This is a genomic window from Streptomyces filipinensis (genome assembly GCF_014649495.1).
GTDB classification, from domain to species: Bacteria; Actinomycetota; Actinomycetes; order Streptomycetales; family Streptomycetaceae; genus Streptomyces; species Streptomyces filipinensis.
Window position 1 is genome coordinate 90016 of the sequence record NZ_BMTD01000006.1, and the last position, 19011, is coordinate 109026.

The window sequence follows — 19011 nt, forward strand, 5'->3', positions numbered from 1 at the left end:
TTCGGCGCCGCCGGACAGCGCCGTCGCGGCTGAGCGCGGTTGCGGCGGACAGGGAGTCGGCCGGCGGTCGAGGAGTCGCGGCTGCGGCCGGGGAGTCACGAGGAGGCCGCGAGCCACCGCCGTGGCCGGGGAGCCGGCGCCGTTGCCGACCGAGGAGTCACCTCTGCGGCCGGGACGTCACGGCTGTGGCCGAGGAGCGAGAGCTGGGCCCCGGGAGTCACCGTCATGGCGGCCGGGGAGTCGCGGTCCGGCCCCGTGAGGCGTCAGTGTGGGAGGGTCGCAGGCTCCGGTGTGCGTGTCACCGTCAGACCCGCCCTCCCCGCAGCCCGTCCGAAGGTCACCGCGTCCCGGACCGCCGCGCCCCCCGGATCGTTGTTGAAGTACGCGTACACGTCCTCCCCGTCCGGCCAGGTCGTCGCGATGCGGTCCAGCCAGGTCTCCAGGGAGCGGCGGCCGTAGCGGGGCCAGGGGTGGGCGCGGCCCTGGTGGAAGCGGACGTACCCCCAGCCGGTGGTGCGCCACAGCGGGGTGACCGGGCGGGCCAGCACATCCGCCCAGCACAGCGCCGCGCCCCGGGCCGACAGCACCTCGCGCACCTCGGGTGTCCACCAGGAGTCGTGGCGGGGTTCGACCGCGACCCTCGTACCGGGCTGGAAGCAGGCCAGGCAGGTGTCCAGCAGGGACGGGTCGGCGCGCAGGGTCGGGGGGAGCTGGAGCAGGACCGGGCCCAGCCGGTCGCCGAGGCCCGCCGCGTGGCTCATCAGGCGGTGGACCGGCTCCGCGGGCTCCTTCAGACGCTTGATGTGGGTGAGGTAGCGGCTGGCCTTGACCGCGACGACGAAGTCCGCGGGGACCCGTTCCCGCCAGGCCTCGAAGTTCTCCCGGGACGGAAGCCGGTAGAACGCGTTGTTGATCTCCACCGTGGCGAACAGCCGCGTGTACTCCTCCAGCCACAGCCGCGCCGGGACCCCGGCCGGATAGACGAGGTCCCGCCAGTCCTTGTACTGCCACCCGGAGGTGCCGACGAACAAGGTCACAGCACCATCAAAGCACTACAGGTACAGCCCCGCGTCCGCGCCGTCCCGGGCCCCCGGCACCGAGGTCGGTGCCGTGCCCCGGCGCAGCGCGTACAGCTCGGCGAGCGTCGCTCCCTCCCGGCCGACGCCCTCCTCGGTGCCCAGCCAGTTCACCGCCTCCCGGCGGGTCAGCGGACCGACCTCGATGCGGGCCAGGCAGCGGCCCGGGCGGACCACGGCCGGGTGCAGGCGCTCCAGATCCTCGTTGGTGGTGACACCGACCAGCACGTTACGGCCCTGGCCGAGCAGGCCGTCGGTGAGGTTCAGCAGCCGGGACAGGGCCTGGCCCGCCGTGTGCTTGGCCTCGCCGCGGATCAGCTCGTCGCAGTCCTCCAGGAGCAGCAGGCGCCAGCGGCCCTTGCCCGCGCTGTCCTCCTCGCCGATCGCGATGTCCATCAGATAGCCCACGTCGGAGAAGAGCCGCTCCGGGTCCAGGACACAGTCCACCTGGCACCAGTCGCGCCAGGAGCGGGCCAGCGTCCGCAGGGCGGAGGTCTTGCCGGTGCCGGGCGGGCCGTGCAGCAGGAGCAGCCGGCCGGCGATGTCCTCCGGGGTCGTCTTCATCAGGCGGTCCATCGCGTCCGCCACCGGAGCCGTGTAGTTGGGCCGGATCTCGTCCCAGGTGCCCGCGGAGATCTGGCGGGTGGTGCGGTGCGGGCCGCGCCTGGGGGAGACGTACCAGAAGCCCATCGTCACGTTCTCGGGCTGGGGTTCCGGCTCGTCGGCGGCGCCGTCCGTGGCCTGGTCCAGGACCCGCTTGGCCAGTTCGGCGCTGGTCGCGGTCACCGTGACGTCCGCGCCGCGGTTCCAGCGGGAGACCAGCAGCGTCCAGCCGTCGCCCTCGGCGAGGGTGGCGCTGCGGTCGTCGTCGCGGGCGACCCGCAGCACGCGGGCGCCGTCGGGCACCAGGGTCGCGCCGGAGCGGACCCGGTCGATGTTGGCCGCGTGCGAGTACGGCTGCTCGCCCGTCGCGAAGCGGCCGAGGAACAGCGCGTCGACGACGTCGGACGGCGAGTCGGAGTCGTCGACGTGGAGCCGGATCGGCAGAGCGTCGTGTGGGTTCGCAGACATGCCGCCATGATCCGGCACGGATGTGCTGTGCGCACGGCATTTCACTGGGGTGGCAGGGCCGGGTTCTGATGCGCGGGCCGTCCGCGGCCGGTCGCGCCCACGCGGCGGAGCCGCACCACGACACTGCCCCGCGCCCCCGCCGCGGCGCTCCCACGGGAGCGGCGCCCCCTGTGTTCCCAAGTCCCGCCCGAGCCGCCCGTTCCGCCGTTACTGTTGTCCTTGATGGCACGCCATGGGTGGAATTCGGATGCTCGGCGGTGGCGGCTCACCGCTCTCCTCGGTGTCGGCGCGGCCGCGCTGGCCCTGGTGGTGACCCTCTTCAGCACGCTGTCCGGCGGGCCCAGCACGGCCGGCACCATACGCGACGGCGACAAGGTGCACGGCACCCCCGCCACGCCCGACGCGAAACCCGAGCCGTACGTCGGCTGGGGCTTCACCCACACCCAGTACAGCGCCGACGAGGGCGCCACGGCCGCCACCGCGAGCGTGCGGCAGCTGCTCGGGCGGAACGCCGGGCTGGCGCAGAACCAGCACATCATGGGCTGGGGCGCCGACAACCCCGAACCGGTCCGGGGGCACTACGACTTCGGCGCGCTGGACCGCCGTGTCGACTTCATGCGGGCCTCCGGGGGCACCCCGGTGATCACCCTGTGCTGCTCCCCGGACTGGATGAAGGGCGGCAGGGCCGGGGTCGACCACACGGACTGGAGCCGGCCCTCCCTGGAGAAGGCGCCCACCCCCGACCACTACCAGGACTTCGCCGACCTCGCCGCCACCGTCGCCCGGCGCTACCCGGACGTGAGGCACTTCATCGTCTGGAACGAGTTCAAGGGCTTCTGGAACGACGCCAGGGGCCGCTGGGACTACGAGGGGTACACCAGGCTGTACAACCTCGTGTACCAGGCGCTGAAGAAGGTCGACAAGGACATCATGGTCGGCGGCCCCTATCTGGTGATGGACAGCGTCGACCCACGGGACACGAACGCCTCCACCGCGCTGAAGGGGCCCTGGGGCGCCATGGACCAGCGGGTGCTCGACGCCTTCTCGTACTGGAACGCCCACAGGGCGGGCGCCGACTTCACCGTGGTCGACGGCTCCAGCTACACCCGCGACGACGAGCTGCTCCCCGACGCGTTCGCGGCCACCGACAAGCTCACGGCGGTCGGCGCGTGGGTGCGGCGGCAGACCCACGACCTGCCGCTGTGGTGGGCCGAGTACTACGTCGAGCCCGGCGACGGCAACGACGACCGCAAGGGCTGGACCGAGCCGCACCGCGTCGCCGTCCAGGCCACCGGCATGATCGCCATGGTCAAGGGCGGCGCCGACTCCGGCTTCTACTGGAACCCGGAGGACAAGACGGGCACAGGCTGCGCCGGCTGTCTGTGGACCCCCACCGACCGCGCCGGCGGCGGCCGGGTCCTGCCCATGTACGGCCTGGTGTCCCGGTTCGCGAAGGCGTTCCCGCCGGGGACGCGGTACGAGAACGTGTCCGTGGCCCCGGACGACCTGCCCAACGTCCGCGTCCTCGCGAGCGGCAGCACGGCCCTGGTGGTCAACACGCTGAACCGGACGATCAGCGCCCAGGTCGACGGCAAGCGGTTCGACATGGGGCCGTACGAGGTGAGGTGGCTCGACCGCTGAACGGCCGGGCCACCCTCACTTCATGGTCAGGAACCGCTGCACCAGCGAGGCCAGCACCACCGCCAGCATCGGCAGCGAGAACCAGAACGTGCCCTGCATCACCCGCAGTTGGCGCACCCCCGGCCGGACCGCGACCCGTACGACCTCCCGTGCGGCCAGCAGCAGGACCAGGACGACGGCGGCCAGCGCGCCGACCACCGACCACGCGGTCCAGGTCACCTGCGGCCCGATCGGGCCCGGGTGCGGCTTCGGCACCGCGCCCGCCGGCTGCCTGCGCAGCGCGAACACCGTGACGTCGTCGTTGACCAGGACCTTCGTCAGCTCCTGCCGGTCGTCCAGGTTCTCGACCAGCCGGGGCTCCCAGGTCGCGGAGTAGCCCGCGTCCAGCTGCAGATAGGTCACCTGACTCCGGTCGACCATCAGATACGAGTTCGGACCGGCGTCCTTGAGCGCCTTGACCAGGCCCGACACCAGCACCGGGTCGGTCGGTGCGAGCGTCGGCACATAGTCCACCCGCTCCATGTCCTTCGCGCCCCACGGCATCGCCGGCGTCACGTCGTTGACCGTGTCCTGGGTGAGCCACAGCAGCCGCAGCGTCGGCTTGTCGTGGGCGTACACCCAGTTCATGGCCGCGACCTCGCCGGGCCGGACCCGCTCGAACGGCTCGTTGCCCCAGCGGGCCACGAGGAAGCCGCCCATCAGCAGCAGCCCGGCCAGCAGCGCGGCCAGCGGGGCGAGGCTGACCCGGTCCTTCTCGCGCTCCTTCGCGGTGACGCCGGTGCGCGGGAAGAGGGCGAGGGCGCCGAGCAGGGTCGCGCCCGGCACCGCGAACATGAAGACGCGCAGCGCCATCTCACCGCCGTACGACTGCATGCCGAAGCCCAGGAACGGCACGAAGGTGAGCACCAGCAGGGTGCGTTCCCGGTAGCGGTGGAAGCGGCGGCGCCACCAGCCCCAGCAGGCGAACGCCAGCACCGAGCCCGCCAGCAGCACCCGGGTGTACAGCACCAGCTTGTGGGTGGAACTGCCGCCCTGGATCCGGCCGGAGACAGAGGTCGAGACATTGCTGCCGACCCCGCCGACGCCGCCGAACAGGTCGTTGAAGTGTCCTGACCAGTACGGCTCGGCCATGAAGCCGACCCACACCGCGACCAGCACCGCGAACAGCAGCGGCAGGCCGCGCAGTTCCGACCGGCCGAGCAGGACGAGGGCCGCGAGCACACCGAGCATGACGAACGGCGTGAGCTGGTGCGCGGGGACGCTCGCCGCGTACAGACCGATCAGCACCAGGAGCAGGACCGCCCGCCCGCGCCGGTCCACCGGCTCCACCTCCGCCTCGCCCGGGCGGAACCCCGTCCAGATCACGCGCGGCGGGCGGAACCAGACCAGCAGGATCGCCACGAACATCAGATACAGCAGATAGGTGAAGCCCTGCGGGGAGAAGTAGTCCTGGCCGACCCAGCCGCACAGCACGAACAGCCACACGCCGGTCCACTTCGCCCGCCAGCTCGCCCGCAGTGACCGGGTGAGCAGGAACATCGGGGCCAGATAGGCGAGCTGGACGGCGGTCGGCCACCAGCGGATGACCTCGGTGAAGTCGGTGACCCCGCAGGCCCTGCCGACGAACGCGGCCACCGCGAAGAAGCCAGGCCAGCTCCAGCGGGCGTCCAGGTCCGGTACGGCGGACCCGGTGCGGTCGATGTAGTCGAGGAACCCGAGGTGCTGCCAGGCGGTCGGGAACCGCGGCTCGGTCTCGATCACGGCGGGCAGCGCGTGCAGCGACACCACGGTCGCCACCAGCGTGACCAGCAGCAGTGCCCGGTGCTCGCGGCGCAGCCAGAGCAGCGCGGAGAAGACGACGACCAGCAGGGCCGCTCCGACGAGGGTCGGCAGCGGCAGCACCGAGATCAGCCCGAGGCCGCCCATCCCGTGCAGATCGGCCTCGCCGAGCCGCAGCGCGGGCACCCAGTACAGCAGCAGCGCGGCGATCAGCAGACAGCCGAGGACGACGCCGGGGCGGGTGGGCAGCAGCCGCTGCCGGAGCGGCACGGGCGCCGGCGGTTCGTCGGGCACGGGCTCCTCGAACGCGGTCTCGTCCGGTACGGCGGCGTCCGGGGCGGCGGTGTCCGGGGCGGTCCGGCCGGGCTTGTCGAAGGTCGCCCGCCGTTCCTCCTCGGTGAACGGGGCGTCCACCTGGGCCGCCTCCGCCTCCCGCAGCAGCTCGGCCTCGGCCGGGCCGAGCGAGGCCTCGCTGCCGGGCTCTCTCTCCTCCACCGGAAGCCCCACCGGAAGTCCGGCCCGGAGCCCCACGGGAAGCCCCGCCGGCACCCCGCCCGGAGGCACCGGCGTACCCGCGGGCGGGGTGCCGGGCCCCGGGCGGACGTCCGGACGGCGTTCCACATGGTCGAAGTCGACGTGGATGCCGAGGGCCAGGGTGTCGGAGTCCAGCGCCCAGGCCGGGCTGCGCCGGCGCGCCGGCGCGGACGGGAGGACCTCGGGCGCCCCCAGGTCGGCGAGATCGCCGTCGGGGGCCGCGGTGTCGGGCACGGCGTCGGCCGCGGTCCGGATCGTCCTCCAGAGCCTCGGCGCGGCGATCGCCGCGATCACCGCGAGGCTGGCGGCTTCGGCGACGCCCGCGCCGGTCAGCCCCATCCGGGGCAGGAGCAGCAGGGTCAGGCCCAGCACGAGCAGGCACAACAGGCCCTGCAGCCAGGCGAGTCCGGCGGTGCGGCTGCGCGCGCGCAGCACCGCGAAGTACGTCTCGATCACGACCCGCAGCACCGAGCCCACGGCGAGCCAGCGCAGCAGCGGGGTCGCCGCCTGCGCGTAGCCCTGGCCGAACACCCCGAGGATCCAGGGCGCGCCGATGATCCACAGGGCCGCGATCGGCAGCATGATCCGGGCCATCCGCTGCAGCGCGGCCCGGGTGTTGGCGGCCAGCCGCGCCGGGTCGTGCGAGCCCTCGACCGTGAGGGACGCGCCCATGTTGATGGCGAGCAGGTCGGTGGTGCCGCCGATGGTGGTGGCGATGTAGAAGTAGGCGTTCTCCGCCGAGCTGACCTGCGCGGCGACGAGCACGGGCACGAGGTAGATCACGGCGAGCGAGAACAGCGAGCCGGTGTAGTCCCCCGCCAGGAACCTGCCGACCTGCTTCAGCGTCGGCGGCTCGGTGTGGCCCTCGGTCGCCTTGACGTGCCGGGGCGCCAGCCGGCGGAACACCAGCCAGCCCAACGGCACCACCGAGGTGGCGATCGCGGCCACCCAGGAGACGAAGACACCGGAGGTCGGGAGGGCCGCGGCGAAGGCGACCAGCAGGGCCAGCTTCACGGCCGAGAACACGGTGTTGCCGACCGGCACCCAGGTGGCGCTGCGCAGCCCGGTCAGCACGCCGTCCTGCAGGGTGAGCACGTTCCAGGCGACGACGGCCATGATGAAGCCGAGCCCGTTGACCGTCCCGTGCAGGAACCGGTACGACGGCCCCCAGGTGTCCAGGGTCAGCAGGAAGACGCCCCCCGCGAGTGCCACCAGCAGCGAACTGCCCGCGTAGGTGCGGAAGACCAGGTTGCCGGTGCGTGCCCCGGCGACCGGGATGAAGCGGGCCAGGGCGCCGGTCAGGGTCACCGCGGTCAGTCCGGCGAGGAACTTCATCGCGGCGATGGCGGCCGAGCCCTGTCCGACCGCGTCCTCGGAGTAGTAGCGGGCCGCGGCCAGCCAGAAGCCGAGGCCGAGCACGGCGGAGATGCCGGTGTTGAGCATCAGCGCGTAGGCGTTGCGGAACAGCGGGCTGCCGCCGGGGGACCGGCCCGTACCGGGCAGCCTCAGGCGGCGCCCGGACTTCGCGGGCGGCTCGGCGCCGGTCGTCGCGGCCTCGGTCGTGGTGGTCGTGTCAGACACGGGAACGGATGGCCTTCCGGCGGACCTGGCGGGATCTGCGGACGAGGGCGTACCCCTTGGTGAGGGCACGGTCCCTGGCGAAGGTGCGGGCGATGGCGCGGCCCTGGAGCAGTCGCTCGAACTCCTCCACGCCGGTGCCGCGCCGGACCGTGACCCGCTGGAGCGCGTACGGCCCCTGACGGCGGCGGGCGAGGGCGTTGCCGACGGCGAGCGCCTGCGTGTACCCGTCCGCGCGCACGGCCTCGCGGACCCGGCGGCTGGAGTAGCCGTACGGGTAGGCGAACGACACCGGGCGCGTGCCGAGTTCGTCCGCGACGATCTCCGTGCAGCGGCTCAGCTCGGTGCGCAGCGGGGCGTCGTCGAGCTGGTCGAGCTGCGGGTGGCTGTGGCTGTGCCCGCCGATCTCGACGCCGGCGGCGGCCAGGTCCCGCACCTGCGGCCAGTCGAGCATGGTGTCCAGGCCGCCCCCGGTGTCGTGGGCGCCCCTGAGCCAGCCGGTGGACACGAACAGCGTGGCCGGGAAGCCGTGTCTGGACAGGACGGGCAGCGCGTGCCGGTGCACGCCCTCGTAGCCGTCGTCGAAGGTGATCAGCACCGGCCGCGCGGGCAGCGGGCGTCCGGAGCGCCAGCGGGCCGCGAGGCCGGCGGTGGTGACCGGGGTCAGGCCCAGGTCGCCGATCAGCGCCATCTGCTCGGCGAACGCCTCGGGCGCGACCGACAGGGCGCGGGTGGCGTCGTTGGGAGCGGTGGCGACGGAGTGGTACATGAGGATGGGCACGGGGGTGTCAGCCATGGCCGCCTCCCCGGGCCGGCTCTCCGCCGCCGCGGGCGCGTTCGGCGTGGGCCGGCGCGGCCGCACCGGGTTCCGGTTCGGTGCTGCGCCGGATCGGTTCGCCGCCCTCGGGGACCGGCACCGGTGAGAAGGCCGTACCGTTCCGGCGCGCCCGCAGGGTCCCCAGCGCGTAGCCGCCGGCGGCGCTGAGCACCCCCGCGACGATGGCGCCCGCGCGTCCGGCGCCGCCCGGCCGGGCCAGCAGGGCGTCCCGCAGGCCACGAGCGACCCCTGCGGGCAGTACCCGGGTGGTGTACCGGCGTTCGGACCGCAGCCCCTCGCCGGCGCCGACGCTGCGGGCGACCAGCGCCTTGGACAGCCCCTCGGCGTAGGTGCGGGTGCGGAAGTAGGCGAAGTGCTCGCGGGGTGCGGGCACCCGGTGGTGGATCACCGCGCGGTCGTCGATGAGGAGGACGGCGTCGGGGCGGGCGCGGGTGAGACGGATGCACAGTTCCGTCTCCTCGCAGCCCAGTGGGCGGCGGTCGCCGTCGCGGCCGATGCCGGTGGCGAAGCCGCCCGCCGCCTCGAAGGCCGTACGCCGGAAGGAGGCGTTTCCGCCGAGCACGTTGCGCACCCGCACCCGGCCCGGTGGCAGTCCCTTGTAGGTGCAGCCGATCACCCAGTCGAACTCCTCCGGGAACCAGGCAGGCCGCCGGCCCGACGCCCAGACCGGTTCCGTACGGCCGCCGACCGCCATCACGCGCGGGTCGGCGTACCCCTCGGCGAAGCGGCGCAGCCAGTCCCGCTCGGCCACGGCGTCGTCGTCGAGGAAGGCGATCACCTCGCCGTGGGAGGCGGCGATGCCGGTGTTGCGGCCGGCGGACAGTCCGCGCGGGCCCGCGTTGGGCAGGACCCGGACGTCCTCAGTGTCCTCGTACGCGCGGGCCAGCCGGTCCTTCAGGGCCGGGTTGTGGTCCACGACCAGGAGTGTCTCCAGGGCCGGGTACGACTGCGCGCGCACCGAGGAGACCGCCGCGAGGATGTCCTCCCAGCGGTCCTCGGTGTACACGCAGATCACGACGGAGATGCCGGGATCTGTCAAGACACCTCTCCCGGTACCGTGTCGAGCATCGGCGAGTGGTGTTCCTGGCGGCGCAGTTCGCGCCGGTTGGAGCGCTCCTTGAGGATGACCTTCAGCACCCGGATGCCGTCGCGCACGGCCCGCAGGTTGCTGGTGCCGTGGATGCGCAGGTACTCGTGGCTCGGGATCTCCTGCACCTTCAGGCCGGCCTTGACCACTCTGATGTTCATCAGCGTCTCGACCTCGAAGCCGGTGCAGTCGAGGTCGATCTTGTCGAGGCAGTGCCGCCAGAACGCGTTGTAGCCGTAGCACAGATCGGTGTAGCGGGCGCCGAACTTGCGGTTGACGACCGTGCACAGCGCCCAGTTGCCGAGCTTGCGGATGAAGGTCATGTCGTCGGTGCCGCCGCCGTTGGCGAAGCGTGAGCCCTTGGCGAAGTCGGCGCCGGAGACCAGCGCGGAGACGTAACTGACGATCTCTCCGCCGTCGGCCGAGCCGTCCGCGTCGACCATCACGATGATGTCGCCGCTGCACGCCTCGAACCCGGTGATCAGGGCATCCCCCTTGCCCCTGCCGTGCTGTTCGACGACCTTGACGTCCGGCCACAGGGAACGGGCCACGTCGACGGTGTCGTCGGTGGAGTTGCCGTCCACCAGGACGACCTCGTGTATCCAGTCCGGAAGCGTCTTGAAGACGTAGGGCAGATTCTCCGCCTCGTTCATGGCGGGAATCACCACGCTCACCGGCGGAGTGATCGCCAGGTGGGAGGAGATCGGCCGGTAGTGCGCGGCGATCGAAGGATCGCGCCCGGAACTCGGCGGCCGCAGAACAGAACTCATGGGTCTTTTCCCTCTCGTCCGGTGGACCGCCCGCCCCCGGGCAGCCCGGCTCTGTGTCCGGTTCGAAAGGGGGGTACTCATCTTCGGCGCGGCGAACTGATCTCCGTGCACGCCGATGAGCTGGCAAAGCTGGCCGGTCCGCCGGAGAAGAACGGCAGCCGGTCGCGCGGCACGACTCGGTCACTGGTGCGGTCACCGAGCACGGCACCCCCCTACCGCGCCCCGCGCCGGTGACGCCGCGGCCCTGAGCCCTCCCCTGGAGCCGTGTGCCGACGTGCCGGTGCGGGTGAGATGTACGACGGTATTGACGATTGAACCCGAAAGGCAACCCCTGAAGGGCTCCCTCACGTTTTTGTTGGTTTGGCCGTTACACAGCCTTGGCCGGTGTTGTTCGGTTTCATGTGCGTTTTCCGGAAATGCGTTCCCGAAGCAGGACCGCGAGCGGAAGCGGCACGCTCAGCACGGTCACGGTGACCACCCCGCCGCGTACCGACCAGTGGTGGACCGCGAGCATGCCTTGGGCAACCAGCATGTTGAGGACGACCGAGCCCGCAAGCGCGCAGAGCGTCCGGCCGAACCGATCCAGCCCGCGCAGGACCGTGGCGAGTGCCACGGCCGGCGCCGCGAGCAGGAAGAACAGGGCGCACGGGCCCCGCAGTACCGAGGGGGAGTCGACGAGCGCGAGCACCGCGCCGACGCCCCCGATGGCGGTCGCCGCCCCTCCGAGCAGCGGTGACAGGGCCCTCCCCGACCCGGTCCGCGCTGCGCCGGAGTGTTCGGTGGCGCCGTCTGATGAAGGTGACTTGATCCCTAAGGTCTGCATTGGCGACTTTGCCCCCCGACGCGCCGGATGCCGGGCTTCACTGTGGCGCGGACCGAGGGGGGTCGTCAAGAAGGCGATTGTCGAACCGTCAACAGATCTGGCATGCACATGCAATAGATGACCGGTGAATGTCTCGGGTCGATCCTGTTGAGAACCGAATAGTCTTGGCATGGACACTTCCCGTCAACACGCGTAGTTGCTACGACAGTTGTGGCAGAGATCCTGCTAAAGGGAGGTTCCATGAGACGTTCCCGACTTACCGGATTCGTTACCTCGCTCCTCCTCGCCGCCGGCCTCGGTCTCACCGGGGCCGCTTCGGCGCAGGCGTCCTCGACCGCCGCGAGCGGTGGTTACGTCGCACTCGGCGACTCCTACTCCTCCGGAGTCGGAGCCGGCAGCTACATCAGCTCCAGCGGCAGCTGCGACCGCAGCACGAAGGCGTACCCCTATCTGTGGAACGCCGCGCACAACCCGTCCTCGTTCGCCTTCAACGCCTGCTCGGGCGCCACGACCGACGACGTCCTCGCGAACCAGCTCGGCTCGCTGAACTCCTCCACCTCGCTGGTGTCCCTCACCATCGGCGGCAACGACGCCGGCTTCTCCGACGTCATGACGACCTGTGTGATCCAGTCCGACAGCGCCTGCCTCTCCCGGATCGCCACCGCCAAGGCGTACGTCGACTCCACGCTCCCCGGCAAGCTCGACACCGTCTACAACGCGATCAGCGCCAAGGCCCCCGGCGCCCGGGTGGTCGTGCTCAGCTACCCCCGCTTCTACCTGCTCGGCCAGACCTGCCTCGGACTCTCCGACACCAAGCGGTCGGCGATCAACGGCGCGGCCGACTACATCGACGCCGCCATCCAGAAGCGCGCCCAGGCCCACGGCTTCGTCTTCGGCGACATCCGTTCCGCGTTCTCCAGCCATGAGATCTGCTCCGGCGACTCCTGGCTGCACAGCGTCAACTGGCTCGACATCGGCGAGTCGTACCACCCCACCGCGGCCGGCCAGTCCGGCGGCTATCTGCCGGTGTTCACGAACAACGCGTGATCCGAACGGGCTCGCCCCTCAGGGTGAAGCCTGCGGTGAGCCCGAGGCCGAAGCGGAGGCCCCGCCCGTCGGGGTCTCCGTCGCCGTCTGCGTCGGCGTCGCCGTACAGCTCACCGAGAACGGGACGGCGTTCGACGTGGTCTGCACGGGACCGCGCACCTTCACCCCCATCCGGTCCTCGGTCGTCCCCGAACCGGAGTACACCGTCAGCGTCACCCGCACCTGCTGGGTCTTCTCGCCGCCGGCCGGGAAGGACAGCGTCCGCCACCCCGGATCCGACACCGACCCGCGGGTCGTCACCCACCGGTACTCCAGCCGCGCGGGCAGCCGCCCCACGGTGAACGTCGCCGTGAAGGCCGGCGTCTGCGCGGCCGGCGGCGGACAGCCCCCGGAGTACGTCGTGTCCGTGCCGGCCAGGGTGACGCGCACGGACTGCGCCGGCTGGGCGCTCGACGCGGTGCTGCCGCTCGGGGCCGGCGTCCCGGTGTCCGAGTCCGTGCTGCGGTGAGCGGTCGGCGAGTGCGCGCTCCCGCTCGCCCGGCCGCCGCCCTGCTTCCCCTGACCGCCGCCCTCGCCCCGGTGCAGCAGCGCGTACGTCAGCCCCGCCAGCGCGAGCACGACCGCGAGGACGCCCGCCACCAGCACCGCACCGGCCCGCCGGGAGCGTTCCGGCACCTCGGGCGGCGTGCCGCCGGGCAGCTGCGCCGGCGGAGTGGGGGACTGCGGGGACGGCTGACGCGCCCGGCCCGCGTCCGCCGGGTCGGGGTACGGCGGCACCGGCAGCGGCGCCGTCCGCGGCGTGCGGCCCTGCGCGGGGGCACCCCCGGCCGCGACGACCAGCAGCTCGTGTTCCGCCCGCTCGGCGTCCAGCCGCTCGGCGGGGTCCTTGCGCAGCAGCCCCTCGACGACCGGGGCGAGCGGCCCGGCCCGGCGCGGCGGCGGCAACTCCTCGTCCACCACGGCCCGCAGGGTGCTGATCGGGGTGTCGTACCGGAACGGCGAGACGCCTTCCACGGTCGCGTACAGCAGCACCCCCAGCGACCACAGGTCCGACTCCGGCCCCGGTGTCCGCCCCAACGCCCGCTCCGGGGCGAGGAATTCGGGGGAGCCGACCACCTCGCCGGTCATGGTCAGCGCCGAGCTGCCCTCGACCGAGGCGATCCCGAAGTCGGTCAGCACCACCCGGCCGTCGTTCGCGAGCAGCACATTGGCGGGCTTCACATCCCGGTGCAGCACCCCGGCGGCGTGTGCGGCGCGCAGCGCGGCCAGCACCTCGGCGCCGATGTGCGCGGCCCGCTGCGGCGACAGCGGACCGTCCGCCTCCAGCTGGTCGGCGAGCGACAGCCCGCGCACCAGCTCCATCACGATCCACGGCCGGCCGGCCTCCAGCGTCACGTCGTACACCGTGACCACGTTCCGGTGGGCGACCCGCGCCGCCGCCCACGCCTCGCGCTCCAGGCGCGCGTACATCCGCTCCACGTCGGACGCCGGCAGACCGGCCGGGATCCGTACCTCCTTGACGGCCACCTCGCGGTGCAGTAACTCGTCCCGGGCGCGCCACACGGCGCCCATGCCGCCCTCGCCCAGCGGGGACAGCAGTCGGTAGCGGCCCGCGATCACACGTTCGCGGCCCGGTTCTTCGGACACGGGCGCCCCCAGGCAAGTCGCGTGACGTCTCCCCAAAGTAGCTCAGCCGAGCGCGGATGCGGCCCCCCTGAGCACCAATCCGGCGCCCAGGGCCAGGACGACCAGCGCGGACGCGAGCGGCACGGACCGGCGCACCAGCGTGGCCACCGGGTGGGCGGTCCAGCTCGGGCGCCGCTCCAGCACCCGGGTCATCCCCGAGCCCAGCCGGACCACGGCGAACCCGGCGGCCGTGAGCGTCAGCGCGAGTCCGGCACCGTAGGCCACGACGAGCAACAGCCCGAACCAGGCCTTGCCGAGCGCGGCGGCACCGACGAGGACCACCACGGCGGACGGACTGGGCACCAGCCCTCCGGCGAAGCCGAGCAGGATCGTGCCGCGGAGGGTGGGGGCGGTGGGGTGGGTATGGGTGTGGCCCCCGTGGGTGTGCTCGACGGGGTGAGCGTGTTCGTGGGAGCTGTCGTGTTCGTGGGAGCGGTCGTGGTCGTGGGAGTGAGCGTGTTCGTGGGAGTGGGGGTGGTCATGGGTGTGGGAGTTGTCGTCGGAGTGCGCGTGGGTGTGGGGGCGCTCGTGGGGGTGGTCGTGGGCGGGGGAAGGGGCGTGTCCGTGGGCCCGGTTGCGCCAGGCCCGCCGTGCGAGGTTGGCGCCTGCCGCCAGGACCAGCGCGCCGCTCGCGAGGCCCAGCCAGGCGATCACCGACGGGCCGGCGGCCGAGCCGGCCGTGACGAGCAGGCCCAGCGCGACCACGCCCAGGGTGTGGGTCACCGTGACCGACGCGGCCAGCGGCAGCACGTCGCGCAGGCGGGCCCGGCCACCGCGCGCCGCCGCCGCGGCGGCCATCAGGGTCTTGCCGTGGCCCGGCGCGAGCGCGTGCATCGCACCGAGGACGACCGCGACGAGCAGCGCGAGCGAGGCGAAGCCGACGGTGAGGTCGTGCCGGGCCACGAGGTCGTCGAGCGCGCGGGTCCAGCGGTCGGCGCCCCGCGGCAGGACGGCGGCACCCGGCTCCTGCCGCGCCTCCTCGGCGAGGGCCGGGCCGCCGGAGCGCAGCCGCACGGAGGCGGTGGTGGTGTCGGCCGGGGAGGACAGCAGGTCCTTCGGGTACGTGGTCAGTTCGTGCGAGACCGAGGTCTTCGGTACGTCGGTCGCGGTGAGCGTCATACGGTCGCCGCGCGCGGTGATCTCCCGCCAGCCGGGGCCGGACCAGTTCACCGCGCTGCGGAAGCCGAGGGTGAGCGCGCCGGTCCGCGGGAGTGCAGCGGTCCAACGGCACTCCACCCGCAGGGTGTTGAGGCCGGCCTGGCCAGGGCGCAGGCGGGCCCTGCCGTCCCGCGCCGTGAGGGCGACCCTGTGCCCGCCCACCGTCACCGCGCTGCCCCGAGCGGCCTGCGTGCAACGCTGTCGGGCCCACCGCGTCATGCCCAGCCGCTCGATGTCCGGCTCGGCCTGGGTCGCCGGGATCTCGGCGAGGTCCTCCACATGGTCCACGCGGAGCTGCCCGGGTGCGGCGACGAGGCCGTCGTAGCGGTTGACGGTGAAGTTCCCGAGCGGGTGCGCGCTCGCCGGGCCGGCCGGCAGCAGCGCGAGCGCGGTCATGGCGAGGAGCAGGAAGGGGAGGCGGAGCTTCACCGCGCGGCCTCCAGCGCCTTGCGGGCCTCGGCCGCGCCGAGCGGGGAGAAACCGGAGTTCAGGCGCAGGGCCGAGGTGAGGGAGGCGCGGCCGGCCGTGCGGTGGCCCGTGGCCAGCTCGATCATGCCGCGGTGGTAGAGGAAGGCGGCGTTGCGGTAGCCGGTGGCGGTGGCCCTGCGGGCGTACGGCAGGGCCTCTGCGTCATGGCCGTTCACATGCAGCGCCCAGGCCAGGGCGTCCGCGGTGTGTACGGTGCGGCGGCGGGACCATTCGGCGCGGGCCGCGCGCAGGGCGGCCGCCTTGTCGCCGTGGTCGGCGGCCGCCAGCGCGGTGTCGAGGTCGGCGTTGACGCCGTTGGCGCGGGCCAGCGCGACCCAGGTGTCCACGAGGGCGTACTGGCGCCGTGCCCTGGCCCGGTCGCCGGCCGCGCCGCGCGCCTCGTACAGTTCGCCCAGTTCGACGAGCGGGCCCGGCAGCGGATACCGGGACACCACCGTCTCCATCCCCTTGACCGCCGCGGCGCGGTCGCCGCTCGCCGCCTGCGCCCGTGCCCGGCCCTCCAGCGCCGGGAGGTAGGTGTCGTCGGCGGCGAGGGCACGGGCGTAGCAGCCGAGGGCGGTCTTGTAGTCGCCCTGGTTCCAGGCGAGTTGACCGAGCTGGGCGGACACGTAGGCGACGTCGCCCTTCGAAGTGGCGCCGGCCAGTGCCTGTTCGAGCACCCGGCGGGCCGTCGTCACGTCGCCGCGCAGCTCGTGCACGTACGCGTACCGCGTGAAGACGGGCACGCCCGGCTTGCGGGCGTCGGCGGTCTCGGCCGCCTTCGCCGCCTCGGTGTACCGGCCGAGTTCCACCAGGGCGTCGATACGGGAGGACAGTGCGCGCTCGCTGTAAGGGTTCTGCCGCAGCGCCTCGTCCGCGTAGGTCAGGGCGTCCTTGAAGTCGTGCCGGGCGGCGGCGAGCGCGGCGCGGCCGGCCAGCGCCTGGTCGTTGTCCGGGGCCAGCGAGAGGGAGCGCCGCAGTACCTTGTCGGCCTGCGGGTAGCGGGAGGGGTCGCCCTTGGTCCGCGCCTGCTCGACGTAGGCCAGGCCCAGGGTCGCCCAACCGCCGAAGTCCCGGGGTTGGGTGCGCAGATGTGCCTGGAGAGCGGTGATGCTCGCGTCCAGGTCCCCGCCGCCCAGGACACCGGGGTCCACGGCGGTGGAGGCGGCCGGCACGGTGGCGGGCGCCGGGCCCGCCCCCATGGCGATCGCCCCTCCGGTCAGCGCGACCGCCAGCAGGGCGGCGCAGCCGGCCAGTTGGACGCCCCGCCAGCTCCGCCCGGCAGCGGCGAACCGCCGGAGCCTGACCACGCGCTCGTCGCGGCGGGCGGCCGGGGCCACCCCGGAGCCGGGCGCCGCGGGCGCGGCGCCGCCGTCGGCCGGGGGCTCGTGGGAGCCGGACCCGGCGGCGTGGGCCGGGGGTTCTTCGCGGGGGGAGGCGGAGGTGTGCTCCGCGCGGGGTGCCGCGTGCTCGCCGTCGTCGGCCGGGGGCGTTTCGGAGCCGGGCGCCGCGGGCGCGGCGGCGCCGGCCGAGGGCTCCTCCGGACCTGGAGGCGTGCGTTCGAGACCGGCGGCCGGGGAGCCCGCCGAAGCGGGCCCGGCGCCGTCGGCGCCCGTCCCGGACGGGGCGCCTCCTGCGGCGGGGCGCGCCGCGGCCGACGCCTCCCGCGGGTTCACCTGCCGCTCGCCGGCCTCGTCGTCGTTCGTACGCGGAGACATGGTCGCTCCTCGGTCGCCTGGTGCTGGTCGGAGGGAGGGCGCGGCCCGCCGTGGGGGAGGGGGATGCGGGCCGCGCCGGTCTGAGGGGGTGCGAGGGTCAGTACGGGCGCCGGATGCGCCGGCGCCACCATCCGATGGCCGTGCCGAGCAGCAGGATCGCGGCGGCACCCGAGGCCGCCGACGCGGCGATCAGCACCGTGTTGCCGGAACCCGAGCCGCCGGCGGAATCGGCGGGCTGGAGGGCGTCGCCGAGCTGGCTGCGCACGTCCGTGCCCGCGGTCGTGCCCTTGGCGAGCGGGCCGCGCGAACCGGAGGTCGGCTCGGCGACGTACGGGAAGTACTTCTCGAAGCCCTTGTCGTTCTTGTCCACCGCGTCACCCAGGTCGTTCTTGGAACCGACCAGTTCACCCTCGACGACCTGCAACGCCTCGTCGATCACGTCGTCGGTGAGCCGGCGCCCGTTCGGGAAGCCCGCGTTGTCGCCGTCCAGGACGCCCAGCCGCTTGGGATGCATGCTCGGCTTGACGGAGGTGTTCAGGCGCAGCTCCTCCGAGGGGCGCACGTTCGGCGGCTGGTTCAGGCCCTTCACGCCCTTCAGGAAGACGTCGACCAGGTCGTTGCGCGGCTCGGCCGGCGCCTTGATCTTGTAGATCGACTCGATGAGCTTCGGCAGCTCGGGGTTGGTGACGTTCTTCAGGAACTGGGCGTCGTACGCGGGCTGGGAGGCGTTGAACCTGTCCTTGTCCTTCTGCGGGTTGACCACCTCGTTGACCAGCGGGTTGCCGAGGCGCGAGACCTGCGTGTAGTAGCCCTGCGCGTTGCGGCGCTGGGTGGTGGACCAGATGCCGACGACCGGCTGCCCCGCCGACTCGCGGATCAGGTCGTTCGGTACCTGCAGGGCGATGGTGTTGACGTTGTAGCCCTTCAGGGTGTCCCGGCCGACCTCGCTCAGGTTGCCGCCGTACAGCAGGTCGAAGACACGCAGGTCCGCGAAGAACGGGTCGTCCGCCTGCCCGGCGAAGGTCGTGGCACCGCCCGCGGCCTTGTAGATGGCCTGGTCACGCAGCTTGCCGTAGTACGGCATGGACGCCTTGCCGACGTTCGACGGTGCCACCGGCACATCGTCCGCGACCTTCGTCTTCGACACCGCGTGCCCGTGCTTGAGGTGGAGCAGATCGATGTCGTACGTCTGCGTGATGTTGAGGTCGGGATCCGCCAGGTTGGTGACCGGGCCCGTGTTGTACAGGAACGTGTTCCCGTTCTTGGTGTGCGTGGTGAAGGTGTAGCGGAACACCAGGTCGTCCTGCGCGTCACCGTTGTTGTCGATGTGCAGGTCGTACTGGGCGTCGTCGGCGAACGTGTAGAAGTTCGGACCGCCCGCCGGCTCCTCGAACGGGATCCAGTTCGCCACGATCGTCGTCGTGTCGGGCTTGTCCGGGCTGACGAACGCGTACAGGTCGGTGTTGTCGTACTGCGGGGTGCCCGAGATCAGCGGGGCCTCCCGGTGGGAGGAGGCGGAGGCCTCCCCGGGTGCCAGCGCGGCGGCGCCGGCGGCGGTGAGCCCTCCGGCGGCCAGCGCACCGCAGATGAGCGTGACCAGGCCGGTGCGTCCCGTGCCGCTCCTGGAGAAGAGAGGTGTCATGCCGTCCGTCCTCAGTGCCGACTTGCCTTTGACGGACGGGTATACGGAGCCGACGACCCGATCGGATGGGTCGGACGGAGAAAAACTTTTGGACC

Annotated in this window: 13 protein-coding genes; 2 read left to right on the top strand and 11 right to left on the bottom strand. The window is 72.9% G+C overall.

Annotated features, from left to right (window positions below; translation table 11 throughout):
• Positions 1-263: 263 nt before the first annotated feature.
• Positions 264-1037, bottom strand: a complete 774-nt coding sequence (locus IE244_RS15835) for a DUF72 domain-containing protein (RefSeq protein WP_191874174.1) — start codon at positions 1035-1037, stop codon at positions 264-266.
• A gap of 15 nt (positions 1038-1052) precedes the next feature.
• Positions 1053-2147 carry a DUF5925 domain-containing protein gene (locus tag IE244_RS15840; RefSeq protein WP_191874175.1) on the bottom strand — a complete coding sequence of 365 codons (1095 nt, stop codon included), beginning with the start codon at positions 2145-2147 and terminating at the stop codon, positions 1053-1055.
• A gap of 222 nt (positions 2148-2369) precedes the next feature.
• On the opposite strand from IE244_RS15840, the gene IE244_RS15845 reads away from it, so the two are divergent.
• Positions 2370-3788 (top strand): GH39 family glycosyl hydrolase, encoded by a 1419-nt coding sequence (locus tag IE244_RS15845; RefSeq protein WP_191874176.1) that lies wholly within the window; start codon positions 2370-2372, stop codon positions 3786-3788.
• Positions 3789-3803: 15 nt separating this feature from the next.
• Here the strand turns inward: IE244_RS15845 and IE244_RS15850 are convergent, their stop codons facing one another.
• The 5 genes from IE244_RS15850 to IE244_RS15870 all read right to left on the bottom strand — a co-directional run bounded on the left by IE244_RS15850 (position 3804) and on the right by IE244_RS15870 (position 11062).
• Entirely contained in the window at positions 3804-7682 is a 3879-nt protein-coding gene (locus IE244_RS15850) for a polysaccharide biosynthesis C-terminal domain-containing protein (RefSeq protein ID WP_191874177.1), read from the bottom strand.
• Positions 7675-8475 (bottom strand): polysaccharide deacetylase family protein, encoded by an 801-nt coding sequence (locus IE244_RS15855; RefSeq protein ID WP_191874178.1) that lies wholly within the window; start codon positions 8473-8475, stop codon positions 7675-7677. Before IE244_RS15855 ends, IE244_RS15850 begins: the two co-directional genes overlap by 8 nt.
• Entirely contained in the window at positions 8468-9556 is a 1089-nt protein-coding gene (locus IE244_RS15860) for a glycosyltransferase family 2 protein (RefSeq protein WP_191874179.1), read from the bottom strand. The genes IE244_RS15855 and IE244_RS15860 overlap by 8 nt, the downstream gene beginning before the upstream one ends.
• Positions 9553-10374, bottom strand: a complete 822-nt coding sequence (locus IE244_RS15865) for a glycosyltransferase family 2 protein (RefSeq protein ID WP_191874180.1) — start codon at positions 10372-10374, stop codon at positions 9553-9555. The genes IE244_RS15860 and IE244_RS15865 overlap by 4 nt, the downstream gene beginning before the upstream one ends.
• A gap of 397 nt (positions 10375-10771) precedes the next feature.
• Complete coding sequence (locus tag IE244_RS15870) at positions 10772-11062, bottom strand: hypothetical protein (RefSeq protein ID WP_229854146.1); 291 nt, start codon at positions 11060-11062, stop codon at positions 10772-10774.
• A gap of 375 nt (positions 11063-11437) precedes the next feature.
• On the opposite strand from IE244_RS15870, the gene IE244_RS15875 reads away from it, so the two are divergent.
• Entirely contained in the window at positions 11438-12244 is an 807-nt protein-coding gene (locus IE244_RS15875; RefSeq protein WP_191874181.1) for an SGNH/GDSL hydrolase family protein, read from the top strand.
• Positions 12245-12262: 18 nt separating this feature from the next.
• Here IE244_RS15875 and IE244_RS15880 read toward each other — a convergent pair whose 3' ends face one another.
• The 4 genes from IE244_RS15880 to IE244_RS15895 form a co-directional block, all read right to left on the bottom strand.
• Positions 12263-13891 carry a serine/threonine-protein kinase gene (locus IE244_RS15880; protein ID WP_191874182.1) on the bottom strand — a complete coding sequence of 543 codons (1629 nt, stop codon included), beginning with the start codon at positions 13889-13891 and terminating at the stop codon, positions 12263-12265.
• 42 nt (positions 13892-13933) lie between these two features.
• Positions 13934-15484 carry a HoxN/HupN/NixA family nickel/cobalt transporter gene (locus IE244_RS15885; protein ID WP_191874397.1) on the bottom strand — a complete coding sequence of 517 codons (1551 nt, stop codon included), beginning with the start codon at positions 15482-15484 and terminating at the stop codon, positions 13934-13936.
• Between the two features lie 29 nt (positions 15485-15513).
• Positions 15514-17274: a tetratricopeptide repeat protein gene (locus tag IE244_RS15890; protein WP_229854147.1), complete on the bottom strand. Its 1761-nt coding sequence runs from the start codon at positions 17272-17274 to the stop codon at positions 15514-15516.
• A 97-nt stretch (positions 17275-17371) separates the two neighbouring features.
• Positions 17372-18916, bottom strand: coding sequence for a DUF4331 domain-containing protein (locus IE244_RS15895; protein ID WP_191874183.1), 1545 nt, complete (start codon positions 18914-18916; stop codon positions 17372-17374).
• Positions 18917-19011: the final 95 nt, after the last annotated feature.